The sequence below is a fragment of the symbiont of Argiope bruennichi genome (genome assembly GCF_051094275.1).
Lineage (GTDB): Bacteria > Bacillota_I > Bacilli_A > Mycoplasmatales > SG1.
Genome location: NZ_CP070274.1, coordinates 324,713 through 340,094, shown reverse-complemented (window position 1 = coordinate 340,094; position 15,382 = coordinate 324,713). Strand labels below are relative to the sequence as shown.

At 23.3% G+C, this 15,382-nt stretch carries 11 protein-coding genes; 9 read left to right on the top strand and 2 right to left on the bottom strand.

The window, feature by feature from the left end; genetic code table 4:
• Window positions 1-63 precede the first annotated feature (63 nt).
• Entirely contained in the window at window positions 64-1,116 is a 1,053-nt protein-coding gene (locus JTY60_RS01765; RefSeq protein ID WP_434414399.1) for a hypothetical protein, read from the top strand.
• Window positions 1,117-1,258: 142 nt separating this feature from the next.
• Here the strand turns inward: JTY60_RS01765 and JTY60_RS01760 are convergent, their stop codons facing one another.
• Complete coding sequence (locus tag JTY60_RS01760; protein ID WP_434414398.1) at window positions 1,259-1,927, bottom strand: potassium channel family protein; 669 nt, start codon at window positions 1,925-1,927, stop codon at window positions 1,259-1,261.
• Window positions 1,928-2,382: 455 nt separating this feature from the next.
• On the opposite strand from JTY60_RS01760, the gene JTY60_RS01755 reads away from it, so the two are divergent.
• Together JTY60_RS01755 and JTY60_RS01750 are read left to right on the top strand one after the other, a co-directional pair.
• A complete protein-coding gene (locus JTY60_RS01755) occupies window positions 2,383-4,008 on the top strand; it encodes a TrkH family potassium uptake protein (protein WP_434414397.1) in 1,626 nt (541 codons plus the stop codon).
• Window positions 4,009-4,012: 4 nt separating this feature from the next.
• The gene (locus JTY60_RS01750; protein WP_434414396.1) at window positions 4,013-5,299 is read left to right on the top strand and encodes an adenylosuccinate synthase; all 1,287 of its coding nucleotides are present in this window, start codon (window positions 4,013-4,015) and stop codon (window positions 5,297-5,299) included.
• 70 nt (window positions 5,300-5,369) lie between these two features.
• Here JTY60_RS01750 and JTY60_RS01745 read toward each other — a convergent pair whose 3' ends face one another.
• Window positions 5,370-7,046 (bottom strand): hypothetical protein, encoded by a 1,677-nt coding sequence (locus JTY60_RS01745; RefSeq protein WP_434414395.1) that lies wholly within the window; start codon window positions 7,044-7,046, stop codon window positions 5,370-5,372.
• A gap of 156 nt (window positions 7,047-7,202) precedes the next feature.
• Between JTY60_RS01745 and JTY60_RS01740 the strand changes: the two genes are divergently transcribed.
• The 6 genes from JTY60_RS01740 (at window position 7,203) to JTY60_RS01715 (ending at window position 15,373) form a co-directional block, all read left to right on the top strand.
• Window positions 7,203-9,830, top strand: a complete 2,628-nt coding sequence (locus JTY60_RS01740; RefSeq protein WP_434414394.1) for a hypothetical protein — start codon at window positions 7,203-7,205, stop codon at window positions 9,828-9,830.
• Window positions 9,793-10,860, top strand: coding sequence for a hypothetical protein (locus tag JTY60_RS01735; protein WP_434414393.1), 1,068 nt, complete (start codon window positions 9,793-9,795; stop codon window positions 10,858-10,860). Before JTY60_RS01740 ends, JTY60_RS01735 begins: the two co-directional genes overlap by 38 nt.
• Before the next feature lie 255 nt (window positions 10,861-11,115).
• Window positions 11,116-13,236, top strand: a complete 2,121-nt coding sequence (locus JTY60_RS01730; RefSeq protein ID WP_434414392.1) for an ATP-dependent Clp protease ATP-binding subunit — start codon at window positions 11,116-11,118, stop codon at window positions 13,234-13,236.
• 13 nt (window positions 13,237-13,249) lie between these two features.
• Window positions 13,250-13,906, top strand: a complete 657-nt coding sequence (gene deoC / locus JTY60_RS01725; protein ID WP_434414391.1) for a deoxyribose-phosphate aldolase — start codon at window positions 13,250-13,252, stop codon at window positions 13,904-13,906.
• A 4-nt stretch (window positions 13,907-13,910) separates the two neighbouring features.
• Complete coding sequence (locus JTY60_RS01720; protein ID WP_434414390.1) at window positions 13,911-14,990, top strand: hypothetical protein; 1,080 nt, start codon at window positions 13,911-13,913, stop codon at window positions 14,988-14,990.
• An 83-nt stretch (window positions 14,991-15,073) separates the two neighbouring features.
• On the top strand, window positions 15,074-15,373 hold the full coding sequence (locus tag JTY60_RS01715) for a hypothetical protein (protein WP_434414389.1): 300 nt from the start codon (window positions 15,074-15,076) through the stop codon (window positions 15,371-15,373).
• Window positions 15,374-15,382 lie beyond the last annotated feature (9 nt).

Genomic DNA, 15,382 nt, shown 5'->3' with positions numbered 1-15,382 from the left:
AATAACTATAACTATTGTAAAATTATTTTACAAAATAAAAAAGGTCGTTTTTCTGTAAATAAAATGAAAATAGAAAAAAAAATAAAAAAATCATTGGTTTCGTTGTTGACTGTAATTCCCTTAACATTTTCAGTTGTAGGATGTGAAAGTATTGTAAATAAAATACATAAAAATCTTAATTATAAAAAGTTTGTTAGTAAGGTTACTAATTTATCATTAGAAGAAAAATATCGAAAATATAGTAAGTTTGTTGATTATAATACTTCTCTTAACGATTTTTGAGCTGGAACAGATCATATTACTAAAAATGTAGAATATTCTATAAATGATAAAAATTTAAAAGAAGATAATATAAATTTTTATGATATTAGCAGTTTAGATTCAGAAAAAATATTGTCAATAGAATCGCAAAAATTAACTAGTCTTAAAGAAAAAGAAATAGATTATGATCCATTTATCAAAGAAATAATGTTTAATTTAAATGGCAAATGAGTTGGCTTAAATAATATCTTATTTTCTTCAAATTTTGATTTAAATATCATTAATTTAAATGACTTTAATAATATAGAAAAAAAAAATCATTATGCAATTTTTAAAAATATTACTTTGTTTTATAAAATGAAAACTATAGAAAATAAAAATGATTTTAGTGTTAAGTTTACTGTGTGAAGTGATAACAATATTCAATTATGAGGAAAACCAAATTTTGATACAAAAAACATAAAAATGGGTAGTGAAAAAATATGAAATCCTAAAGCTTTTAATCTTGGATTAGATAAAGAAACTAAAGGTGAAAATATTTTTTGACATATGGGTAATTTTAGCCATAAAGGTTACAAATTGGAAAAATACGAATCCATTACTAAAGTAACTCCAAAAATAATTAATACTTTATTTACTGTATCTGGAGATAATGTAACTATAGGTAATAATAAATTAATTTTTGAGTGTAATAATATTTTTGCTTTATTTAATCTAAAATCTATTTGAAAAAAAGAGAATTCTAAAGATTTAAAAGTATTATCTGCAAAATTTTTTGGAAAATTTGATAAAAAAAATTATATATTGAAAAAAGATAGTAATTTCATTGCCGAATTTGGTGAATTTTCTAACTAATTAAACTTAAATTTTATCTAATATTTTTAAATTATTTTTATTATTGAAGATACTCTTTATTTTTTTTAATTGTGCTTTTTTATTAAAGCTAAGTAAAATATTTTTTTTTAAAAAATATAATAAATATTTAAAAATTAAAAAATTATATCTGTTTTGTACCTTCAAAAATCTGACTAACTGTTTCTATTTCAAAAACATTGGTAATTAACATAATTTCATCACCAATTTCTAGTTCAATTTCACTTGAGGGATTAATAATTTCACTAAATCTTTTAATTGAAATAATATTAATATTATTTTTTCTAAAGTTAATTTTTGATAACTTTTTTTTGGTTAAATTTATATTATTTAAAGTAATTTTTAATAAACAAAAATTTTTGTCTAATGGGACTAGGTAATAGTTGAAAGAATAAATAATCTGATAAGCAATTTTTTTACCAACTTCATATTCTGGTAGAACAACTGTGTGAACTCCTAAAGCGTTAATAACATCTTTATGTCTTTCGCTTGAAGCCTTTGCGACTATTTTTTCAATTCCTATTTCTTTTAAAGCGGCAATAATTAAAATGCTAGATTCAATATCACTACCAACAGAAACTACTACTGTTTTAAATCGATCAACACCGACTTCCATTAATGCTTCTTTGTCAGTCGCATCAATAATGTAAGCTTCATCAACTTCAGCACTTATTTGATTGATAATACTTTCTCTGCTATCAAGTGCTAAAATATTTTTTTTCATTTTAATCAATTCTTCAATAATTGATTTCCCAAATTTTCCAACTCCAATTATACAAAAATCATTTTCCATAAAAACCTTGCTAATGTAGCCTTTAAAAAATATTAAACTTAAAATATATTTTCTTTTAATTTTATTATAAGAATAATATTTTTATTTATTAATAATATAAATTAATTTATTTTTTTAATAACTATTTTTATGTTTTATTATTTTAAAAATTTAAAAAAAATACACCAACATAAATGGTTGGTGTAGTAATATAAAATATTTTTTTGTAAATTATTTAAAAAATAAAAGAAAAGTAAAAAAAACTTACAAAAATTAAAAAAAAGCAATATTTATAAAAAATGTATTAAAAAAACTGAAAAATATTGAAGTTATTCATAAATATAACTTCATTATTATTATAACAAAAAATTCCTTATATTTTTAAATACTAAAAAAAATTATAATGTTGTTTTAAATTTAATAAATTTTTGTTTAATAAAATAAATAAATAAATATTAAAATATTTTGTAAAAATAATGTTTGATAAAAAATTAAAATTTCAAAATAATTTGAAAAAAATTATAAATATTTTTTCTGGATTTAAAAAGTCTTATAAGTTAAAATTTTTTATTTATTACTTATTAATTTTATTGTTTTTAGCGTGAGTTTTGACAACAAATTTGTCACTAAAAACAGATATTTCTCAAAATCCTCTAAATACAAATGGAAAAGAAAAATTTTCTTTTATAGATGCCTTATTTACGGCTGGTAGCGCTTTTTCAGATACTGGTCTTACAGTAATTAGTATTTTTGATCAATTCAATTTATTTGGACAAATAATTGTTTTATTTTTAATTCAATTAGGTGGAATTGGTCTTACAGTATTAAAGTATATATTTATTAGAGCAATTGGAAAAAAAATTGGTTTTACTGATAGTTTGGCTTTTAATGATGAAAGAGGCTATTCAAAGCTTGGAAGTAGTGAAAGTATCATTATTACAACAATTATTTTAATCTTTGGTTTGCAATTTATTTCGTCAATTACTTTAATGTTTCATTTTCATTATTATCATCCAGATACTGCAACAAACTTAAATGTTAATAATTCAACGGATTTTAAAAATTTTAACAACCTAATCGGACAATTAAATAATAATTATTTTTTATCTTTTTGATATGGTTGATTTCACTCAACTAGTGCAATTAACAATGCTGGTTTTGATATTTTTGGGAATAATTCATTAATTTATTTTTCAACTGATTATTTTTTTCAGTTTATTATGCTTTTTTTGTTAATGGTTGGGGGAATTGGATTTCCAGTATATTTTGAAATTTGACAAAAAATAAAATATAAATTTGTTTATAAAAAAAGTTATCGTTATAGTTTATTGTTTAAATTTTCAGTAATTTCATATTTTTTTATTACTTTTTTTTCAATATTGTTAGTGTTTATGTTTGAATCGCTTTCTCATTCACCAAATGGAGTTGATAATATTGTAAATAATTCTACTTATTCGTTTCAAAGTAATAACAAAGCGCCAGCCCTATTTTCAGACTCAAATTACTCATGAACTCAAAAAGTATTTTTTGTTATTTTTAATACTCAGTCAACAAGAAATGCGGGTTTTGCAACCTTGCCAATGCAACAATTTTCTTCCTACACAAAAATTATTTTTTCTCTTTTGATGTGGGTTGGAGCTTCACCTTGTTCTACTGGTGGAGGAATTAGAGGAACAACACTTTTTATTGTTGTTTTGGCGCTATGAAAAAAAATTAAAGGCGAGAAACAAATTAACATTTTTAAAAAAAGAATTTCTTTAAATCTTGTTAGTAGTGCCTTTATTGTCTTTTTTGCTTCATGTGTATTGCTTTTAATTTCAACAATGATATGTAATACTTCATTGTATGAAACAAAATATATCTCTATAAAAGATTATGGAGTTCTTGACTCATTTTTTACAATTTGTAGTGGTTTTGGAACTACTGGGTTGTCCACTGGATTTACTTATTATTTAAATACTGCAAGCAAAATAATTACTATTATCGTTATGTTTATTGGACAATTAACCATTAGTAATACTTTAATTTTGACAACAAGTAAAAAATTTACAGAAAGAAAAAGAAAAATAAATTATGCCAAAGAAGATATTTTAATTGGATAAAAACATGGAAAAAAAAAATTTTGATTGTGTAATTGGTTGTTTTTGAGGCGATGAAGGAAAAGGGAAGGTTATTGACCTAATTTCTAAAGATTATCAATATGTGGTTCGAAGTCAAGGTGGTGATAACGCAGGTCATACCATAAAAATTAAAGATAAGACCTTTAAACTTTCAATTTTACCTTCTGGTGCATTAAGAAATAAAATTTGTTTAATAACATCTGGATGTGTAATAAATTTAGAAAAATTATTAAATGAAGTTTTAGAAATTGAACAAAAGAGCAAAAAAAAAGTAAAAGTATTTGTTTCTTTAAATACTCATATTATTTTGCCATATCACAAAATATTAGATGAAATTAATGAAAAAGTTAGTGGAAAAAATAAAATTGGAACAACATTAAGGGGAATTGGACCCTCATATATTGATAAATTTGGAAGAATTGGAATCAGAATTGTTGACTTATTTAATGATGAAAAAATTTTAAAAGAAAAAATTAAAAATTCTTTGATTTTGAAAAATATTATTTTTAAACACTTTAATTATCAAGAATTTAAAGTAAATGATATTTTTAACTATTTAATGGGTTTTAAGGATTTTTTATTAAATAAAACTTTTAATAACAAGGAAATGTTTGAGAGCATTTTAAAATCTAATAAAAAATGCTTGTTTGAAGGCGCTCAAGGTACAATGCTTTGCATTGAAAATGGAACCTATCCATATGTTACATCATCATCACCAACATCACTTTCAATTCCTTTAAATTCAACTATATCCCACAAAAACATTGGAAAAATTATTGGTATTACAAAGATTTATTGTTCTAGGGTTGGTAATGGATTTATGCCAACAATAATAAAACCAGAAAAGATTGATTTAAAAAAAATAAAGTTACTTGGAAATGAATTTGGAACAGTTACTGGTAGAGAACGAGAAATTGGTTGGTTAGATTTAGTAATTTTAAAATATTCTGTTGAATTAAATCAAATAAATATGTTGTCGCTTATGCATTTAGATGTTTTTTCTCATTTAAATATCATAAAACTGTGTGTTGGATATCATTGTAATGGTAAAATATTAAAAAAATATCCTCAAAATTACGAAGACTTTTTGAAATGTGTTCCAATTTACAAAACATTTAAGGGATGAAACCTTGATATTTCAAATATTAAAAAATATCAAGATTTGCCAAAAAATTGTCAAAAAATTATTGAATATATTGAAAAATATGTAAATTGTAAAATTAAAATTTTATCTGTTGGAGCTGCTAGGAAAAAAACTATTTATAAAGATTAATATTGTGGATTTTTTAATTATTGCTTTAAAAAAAGTTAATTGTAGTTTTTTTATGTATCCTAAATTTAATTTATTTTCAAAATTTTCATCACTTTTTTTTAGATGATTTGTCTTTTTCAGATTCTTCAAAAATTTTTTGTTGAGTAATTTCAACATTTTCTTTGTTTTCTTGTTCTAAAAAAGACATATTTTCATGTTTAACTTTTTGATTTAATGAAGAAATATTTGTTTCTTTAGCTGCTTGACTTAATAAAAACATATCTTGCAAATGTTTTTCATAAGTTTCATCCTCAATTACTGCAGGATCTTGCAATAATCTAGAAATCTCTTCACGTAATTTAGTATATTTTGAAATATTTTTGGCACAAAAATTGTAAACATTTGACAAATGTTCTGTTATGCGGTAATATTTTGGTTTTATTAGTTTTAATTCTTTTTTAAAAAAGCGTTTAGGGTCAAATCTTTCAAGTGAAGTACCTCTTTTTGTTAAGTTAGCATATTTTTGGTAAAAGTTTTGTCCAAGAATAGATCATAAAATTATATGAGTTGAAACCTCTGGTAATTTTGAAAATAATGGCTGATAATCTGTAGAAAAAGCATATAAATTGATCCTGTCAACAAGAAAAGGATTAGAGGTTTTCGAATAAATTTTTGGAATTATTAGATCATTTAAATGATATCTGTAAATAGTTTTCTTTAAGTTTATTTCTTCTGCAAGATCAGAATACAAAATTTTATTAATTTTTGTTCATTGATAGCCAGCAGTTATTGTTCTTCAAGGGAAAACTGTGTGTCTTAAATGATTAGCTCTTGGATATTTTAATCAATCAAAAAAATCAGTGCTAGTTATTGTTAAAGGACGTCTTTTCTCTACTAAATCACTTAATTTATAAGTTTTATCATCCAAGCAATTTTTTCCCAAAAAATGTAAAATATTTCTTGATTTTCTTCTGATTTTTATTAATAAGCTAATTTGTTTTTCGAGTTCATAAAACATTTTTATGTAATTTGCTTGTTGATATAAGTTGGTAGGTATAATCATTCAACTGGCATCAAACCCTCATTTTGTAAATAGGTAAGAACCAAAACCATTCCCGGCATTATTTTCAAATAAATAAGAATTGCCTTTAAAAAAATAGTAAAAAAATAAATTTAAATATATCTTTTCATTGTTATTTTTAAAAATAACAATAGATCTACTTAAAAAAACATCGCTCGTCTTTAAAAAACTTATTTTACCAAATGGAAGCGAATAAGTGAATAATAAATCGCCATAATTGGCTTTTGTAAAATTATTTTTAATAACATCATCTGGAAGATAAGAAAATTTGTCATTTTCTTCAATATATAATTTATCATCATTTTTTTCTCATCAACTTTTTAAAAGATACTTGTTTTTCCATTCTTTCTTATCAAACCTACGATTTCTTTTGTGAGTTTCTACTGCAGAAAAAAAAATATTACCTTGTTTATATTTAAAAATGTCTCTAGCATAAACCAATGTATAGTCAAAAGTTGGAAAGTAAAAGTTTTTTCAAAAATAATATTCTTTTCAATAGACATTTTTACAATTATTTTTTTGAAATCCAAAAACATTAGATTTTAAAAGTTCATCTAAATATGATAAATATAAAGCGTTTAAACAAAATTTTCTTTTGTATTGTAATTCTTCAATTGATAAATTATTTAAATTTAATTTATCAATAAAATAAGTGCTTAAATCAAAAACATTTTGGTTGTTTTTCATTAGTTAATTTTAATTAATTTTTTTAATATATTTATAGAAAATATTTAATTTTTTGGAAATTTAATTTTTTAATTAAAGTATATAAAATAATAAAAAATTTCTATTATGTAGGGATTCTTTTTTGGTGAAACAGTATGAATTTTTTGGTGAAACAGTATGAAAAAATTTAATTTATTAGGAGCAATCTTTGTTGGTTCACTTTTTGTGTGTGCAAATATTTATCACACTGTTGAAAGTAGCAATAAAAATCAAAGTGATGTTTATAAAATATCTAATAATGTAGTTAATGGTGTTAATGGCAGAAGTGATTATTTAAATAAATATTTGATTTTTTTAAAAAAAATTAAAAATAACACAACATATCAAAATGTTTTGCTATTTCAAAGTGTTGATAATGAAAATTTGTTATTTAAGAATGTTGATAACAATTATGTTAATGTTTTTAATGAAAGTACAAAATCATCTTTTTCTTTATATTTTATAAATGATAATTTTTCAATAAATCAAAATATTAAAAATAATTATAATTATTTAATTAGTACCTTAAATAATAAGTTAAATCTAAAAGATACCAAAAATTATGATGAAGTAGTTCAAGACTTTGATTATCAAACTAACAATTATTTTGATTTTGATGGTTCAGTAACTTCAAAAGACAAAAGTTCTCAAAGAAAATTTAATGGTGTTCTAAGAGATGAAAATTTTATAAATTTTAATGTTAATTCATTTGATCAAAATTTAAGTACTGGATGAGGTTTTTGAAAAATTTTTCAAATTGTAATAGCAGCTATTGGTGCTATTATTATGATAATTTGTGGTATGTATTCACTTGCTGGCTATTTAGGAGCTTTTTCAGGTGGTGAAGCTTTGGCTGGAGGAGCTAGTGCAGCAGCAGGGGCTGAAGGAGCAGAAGCTGGTTCAACAGGTGGTATTGCTACTGGAACTGGTTCTGGTGTTAATGGTGCTATTCAGGATGCTAATGCAGTTGGAGAAACAATTAGAAATGCAATAAATACTGCTAGTGGTGTTGGAAATATTGAAAGATTTTTTAGATGATTTAGATGTGGTAGAAGTAATAGCAACGAATCTAGTCTACAAATGGATCATATTATTGAATGAGATAGTGTAAATAGTGATAATAGCGAAAATCTTTTAAATGAATTAAATGACTTAACAAATAATAATGTTGGATCTGGAATGCAAGATAGAATTGATGGTTTAGAAGATAATGTAAGCATAACATCTAATGTAGCTGACAATCAGTCAGAAGAATCATGATATGATATTGATTTGCATAGTAGAGATAATGATTTGCATAGTGACTATGAACAAATTCCAGAAAACGTAGGCGGAAATCGTGGTAGTAGTATTTTTGATTCGTTAAAAAATTGATTTCATAATAGTGTCGGTAGAGTTGGTGGTAAATTTAAAAGATTTTTTAATTTTAGGGGCGGAAAAAACAATAATAATGATATTATTACTGAATTACAAGCTAGACTAGATGCTTTGAGAGAAAATGCTGATGTTTCATCTGGACGAAATTCAACTAGTTTAGATGATCTTTTAAATACTAATCATAATTTAAATGAACATATGGATTTGAAAGCATCAGAAAGTTCTGATGGGATTTTGTATAACTTTGACAATGCTAATAATGTAATAAATAGACCAGAAAATCCAGAATTAAATGAAAATTTTAATAGTTTTAATACCAATAATTTTGGATCAACTAATAATGAAATAAGTAATAATTCATTTGATTTTGGTTCACAAACTGATACTAATGATATTATTGATGAATTACAAGCTAGAATAGAAGCTATGAAAGAAAATATTTCAGATTATTTAAATAACTTACCAAATAATAATGTTGAATCTGGAATACAAGATAGAATTGATGGTTTTGGAGATAATGTAAGCATAACATCTAATAAAAGTGAAATTGATATTTCAGGAATTTATGATGATATTAATTTACATAGTGACTATGAACAAATTCCAGAGAATGTAGGCGGAAAAAACAATAATAATGATATTATTACTGAATTACAAGCTAGACTAGATGCTTTGAGAGAAAATGCTGATGTTACATCTGGACGAAATTCAACTAGTTTAGATGATCTTTTAAATACTAATCATACTGAAAATAATGTTGGTGATCCTAATGACTTTAACATGCAGACTGATAATGAAATTTATAACGATGATTTTTTTGATAGATTAGAAGCTAGACTAGATGCATTGAGAAATAATGATACTGTTCCATCTGGGCAGAATTCAAATAATTTAGATGATCTTTTAAATACTAATCATGCTGAAAATAATGTTGGTGAAACTAGTGACTTTAATATGCAAACTGATAATGTTGATACTAATGATTCAATAGTTCAGACTAATAATAATATTATTGATACAAATGATTCTGTGGCGCAAACTAATAATAATAGTATTGATACTAAGGATTTTGTATCACAGACTGATAATGTTGATACTAATGACTCAATAGTACAAACTAATAATAATAGTATTGATACTAAAGATTTTGTTGCGCAAACTGAAAATGTTGATACTAAGGATTTTGTATCACAGACTGAAAATGTTGATACTAATGACTCAATAGTACAAACTAATAATAATAGTATTGATACTAAAGATTTTGTTGCGCAAACTGAAAATGTTGATACTAAGGATTTTGTATCACAGACTGATAATGTTGATACTAAGGATTTTGTATCACAGACTGAAAATGTTGATACTAAGGATTTTGTATCACAGACTAAATAACGTTTTTGGAACTCAAGTTGGAACTCAAGTATATGATGATGAATTTTTCAAAGATGATAGAGGTAGCTTTAATACATGAGAGATGGATGGATACAAAAATAGTGAAGAAAGCATAGCAGATCAAGAAAATAATTATACTAGAAGTAATCCAGAGCTATTTTCATCTTCTATGAATCATAATCCAGAATTAAGTTCAACTAGAAGCAATCCAGAACTATTTTCATCTTATATGAATCATAATCCAGAATTAAGTTCAACTAGAAGTTCTAATTTCATTGAAGATAATCCACTTTTTGATTATGATGAAAAATTTAGCCCAGTTAATGATGGTTATGGATCTTCTTCAGAAGAAAATTATAATTTTAGAATTAATAACTGAAGAAAAGATGATTTTTATACAACCGCTTATTTATCAGACTCTCAAGAAGAACTATCAAATAATCAAAATAATGTGCAAATTAATTTAGAAGGTCAAACAACTAAAACATCAGATGATTTAGTTTCACAGTTACAAGAAAATAATGCATTTTATGATAATAAAGAAACTCATACCAACATTAATGTAGAAAATCCGGGTAGTCAAGCAGAATCAGAACTAAATGAAAGTGGAATTTCAGAATCACAAGAAAATAATGAGTCATTTAGTGATAATTATACCCTTCGTGAAAATTTCGATAATCAATCTTTAGAAACTAATTCTAAGGGTGGTGAATTTGATGAACAAAAATTTCAAGAATGATATCTTAATAATCAAGAAAGTATTCAACAAGGAATTTTTGGTAATTTTAGAAATAGTTCGTCTTCAAATTACATCCCAAGAGGTTCTTCTACAGGTGAAGTAATGGTTAATGCTGAAGGAACATCATTAGAACATGATTTTGATCCACTTAGTGCAAACTTTGAAGATGAAATTGAAATAGAAAATAATATTGATTTAAATATAAATTATTCAACTCCATCAGCATCTGGTGGTGGTTATGATATAGTTGTTACTGAGGGTGAAATTCAACCTTTTTTAACAGAACTTTAATACTTTTAAACTAAAAAATCAAGAAATTTAAAAAAAAGCAATCTCTAGTAGATTGCTTTTTTTATTTTTAAAAGTTTTAGTTGTTGAAAATTGTTGCAAAAAAATAAACAAAAATAATATTTTGCTTGTTTTTCAAATAAATATAATATAAATAAAAAACATTGAATTTTCAAATATAAAATAAATTTATTTTATAATTTAAATATATTAGATATAGATATTTTAAAAAATTTAAATTTTAAAAAATACATAGTTATGAACCTAAATTTTGCTCCAAATTATGAAAAAGATCCAGACATTTTAAGTAAGTTTGGTATATTTATTAATGATTTATACAAAAACAATAAATTAGATCCGATAATTGGTAGAAATGAAGAAATTCAATCAATTATTAGGATTATTACTAGAAAAACAAAAAATAATCCTATATTAATTGGGGATCCAGGAGTCGGAAAAACGGCAATTGTTGAGGGTTTAGTACAAAAAATTGTTGAAAATAATGTTCCAACATTTTTACAAAATGCATTAGTTTATCAATTAGATATGTCATCTTTAATTGCTGGAGCTTCATTTCAGGGTGAATTTGAAAGTCGCTTAAAAGCTGTTATTAACAAATTAAAATCTAGTAAAGAAAAAATTATTTTATTTGTTGATGAACTTCATACAATTGTTGGGGCTGGAAGAACGCAGGGTGCTATGGATGCTTCAAATATTTTAAAGCCTGCGTTGGCAAAAGGTGAGTTGAAATGTATTGGTGCAACAACATTGTCAGAATATCGCGAATATATTCAGAAAGACCCAGCTCTTGAAAGAAGATTCCAGAAAATATTTGTTCAAGAACCCACAGCAAATGATACTTTAACAATTTTGAGAGGCCTAAAAACAAGTTATGAAAATTTTCATGGAGTGAAAATTTTAGATAAAGCGTTAATTGCTGCTGTTGAATTCTCACAAAGATACATTAGTAATCGATTTTTGCCTGACAAAGCCATTGACTTAATTGATGAGGCTTGTAGTGATATTAAGGCAAAAATTGCCTCTGTTCCGGAAGAATTAGATCTAATTAATCAAAAACTTTTAAATTTAAAAATTGAACAAGAAGCTTTAAAGCAAGAAAAAGATCCAGAATCAAAGTTTAAATTTAAAGAAAATGAAAAAAAAATTAAAAATATTGAGGCTGAAAAAAAAGTTTTAGAAGATAATTGAAATAAAGAAAAATTAGTTTTAGAAGAAATTAACAATCTTAAAAATCAACTAACAGAAAATGAAGATAAGCTAAATAAATCTTTAAATGTTGGGGACTTTGTTCTTGCTGGAAAAATTAAACATGCAATTATTCCAAAATTAAAAGAGCAACTAAAAATATTTGAAGAAAAAAAAGAAAAAACAAATATTTTAAAAGAAGTTGTTACCGATTATGAAATTGCAAGAGTAATTGAAAAATGAACTAAAATTCCTGTTTCTAAAATTACAATGTCAGAAAAAGATAAGCTTTTATCTTTAGAAAAAGTTTTAAGAGAAAATATTGTTGGACAAGATTTTGCTATTAAATCAGTTTGTGATGCAATTTTAAGATCTAGAGTAAATATTAAAGATCCAAACAGACCAATTGGAGCTTTTGTTTTTTTAGGTTCTACAGGAGTTGGTAAAACAGAACTTGCAAAAAATATTGCCAAAGTAATTTGTGACTCTGAAAATAACTTTTTTCGCTTTGATATGAGTGAGTATTCTGAAAGACATAGTGTTTCAAAATTGGTTGGATCGCCACCTGGATACATAGGTTATGAAAAAGGTGGAACTTTAACAGAAAAAGTTTATCATAACAGTTATTGTGTTATTTTAATTGATGAAATGGAAAAAGCTCATTCTGAAGTTTTAAATCTATTCTTACAAGTAATGGATAATGGTTTTTTGACAGATTCACTAGGAAAAAAAGTTAATTTTAAAAACACAATTATTATTTTTACCTCAAATATTGCTTCAAATGAAATAATTAAAAAAAATTTTGATAAAGCAATTGATATTTTTAAAAATAGTTATAGCAATGAATTTATTAATCGATTAGATGAAATTATTTTATTTAATCCTTTAACAAAAGAAAATGTTTATCAAATTATCAATTTATATATTGAAAATTTAAATGAAAGAATTGTTAAAAAAAAATTAAAATTAACTTTAACAAAAAAAGCCATTGATGCTATTTACAATAACGGTTATTCTTTAGCGTATGGGGCAAGACCGATAAAAAGATATATTGAAAAAAATATTGAATCCTTAATCGCTTATGAAATTATTAAAAATGATATTAAGAATTCAATTATAAATATTGATTTTAATTTGGGTAATTTTATTTTAAAATTTCAAAAATCAAACTAATTAAAGGCAAAAAATGATAGAAAAATACCTTGATCATACTTTCTTAAAACCAACAGTTACAGAAAGTGATGTTTTGAATTTAATTGAAGAGGCAAAAAAATATCAATTTAGAGGCGTCTGTGTTCCTTTAAAATATGTCTCATTTGTAAAAGAAAAGCTAAAAAATACCAACTGTAAGGTAGTTACTGTAATTGGATTCCCGCTTGGTTACTACTTAAAAGAAGTAAAAATTAAAGAAGCAAAATTAGCTTTAAAATTGATGGCGGATGAAGTAGATATGGTAATAAATATCTCTGATCTAAAAGAAAAAAAATATCAAATAATTAAAGATGAAATAAATGAAATAAAAACTTTATTAAATGACAAAGTTTTAAAAGTAATTGTTGAAACATGTTATTTAACAGAGGAAGAAAAAATTAAATGTTGTCAAATAATTAATGAAACAAATGCTGATTATATTAAAACTTCGACGGGATTTGGCATAGATAATGCAAAAATTGAAGATATTAAACTTTTCAAAAAATATTTAAACAAAGGTAAAAAAATTAAGGCTAGTGGGGGAATAAAAAATTATTTAGATGCTCTGAAAATGATTAAAGCTGGAGCAGATATAATTGGAACTTCATCATCTGTGAAAATTACAAAAGAATCTATGGTAGTAGAAAACTAATTATTTGAAAAATATTAAAACAATTGGAATTATTGGAATTTGTGAAAATAGTTTGATTTTTTTGGATTATTGTAAAAAAAATCGTTACGAAACAATTGTTTTAAATGATGTTTTAGCAAGTTCATTTGATGAAAAATGTGATAAGCTAATCATTAGTGATTTTTTTGATAGGAAAATAATTGATGATTTTTTTTCTGAATGTGATTGTGTTTTTATTTCAGATAAAAAAATTAATTTTTTTTTATTTGAAAAGTATTATCAAAAAATTATTTCTTTTGACGAAAATATTGGTTATTATCAAAAAAATTTGTTGTTGCAACAAGAGTTTTTTCGAAATCTTAACTTAAATGTGTTGCCGTTTTCTAGTGTTGAAGATAAAAATTCAATTTTAATGTTTAGTAAAATATTTGGTTTTCCATTAATCTTAAAAAACAAATTAAATATTGATTTATTTGATAAAAATTCTTTTTTAATTAAAAATCACGATGATATAAAAAAATTAAATATTGTTAATTTTAATAATTTTTTTGTACAAAAAGAAGAAACTAGTTACTTAATAATTTCTTTAGTTTTTGTAAAAAGAAATCATAAAATTATTTCTTGTTTTTTTTCAAAAACAACATTTTTTAATAATTTAATGATAAAAACTGAAAAATATGTTGACTTGAAACTTGAAAAAAAAATTTTGCAGTTAGTTAAAAATATTAATATTTTTTTGAAGAATGAAGTTTTTTATACAATATCTTTAAGAAAATGAAAAAATGAATGACATGTTTTAAATATTACATGTTTTGTGGAAAAATATTCATTTTGATCACTAAAAAATCAATTTAATTGCTTTGAAGTATTGATAAATTCCAAATTAAAAAATAAAAATGAACAAAGCGATTATCTTTGTTATTTTATTTTTGGCAAATTTTATTATGAATTATTTGATTTTTTAATAAAAAATGAAAATATTATTTTTAAAGATTATTTAAAAGATAATTTTGAAGAAACAGATATTGTTGGTCATTTTTTAGTATCGAAAAATAATCATATTGCTATTAAAGAAATTAAAAATTTTTTAAAAATAAAACATTAAAAAACAAACCTTTTTTTTAATAAAAAAAATATTTAAAATAGTAAAACAAAATTATATGTATATTGATAGGTAGTGTTTTTAGTATGAAAAAATTATATATTTTATTTGTTTCATCTCCATTTTTATTGCCATTTACACAAGTTAAAACAGTAAATTCTTATGAAAATAAAACATTTTTAAAAGAAAATTTTAATTTAAAAAATAATAATTCTAATTTAAAGGAAAAATTTATTGTATTTGCAAATAAATATAAAAAAATACCAAAATATAAAAATATTTCCCTATTTAATAGTAAATTAAATGATAATTTAAAATTTAATAATGTTAGTAGTGGTGGTTTTTTGATGTTTTTAATTTATCAACCAATTATTCATTTGTTTTAAATTATGTAG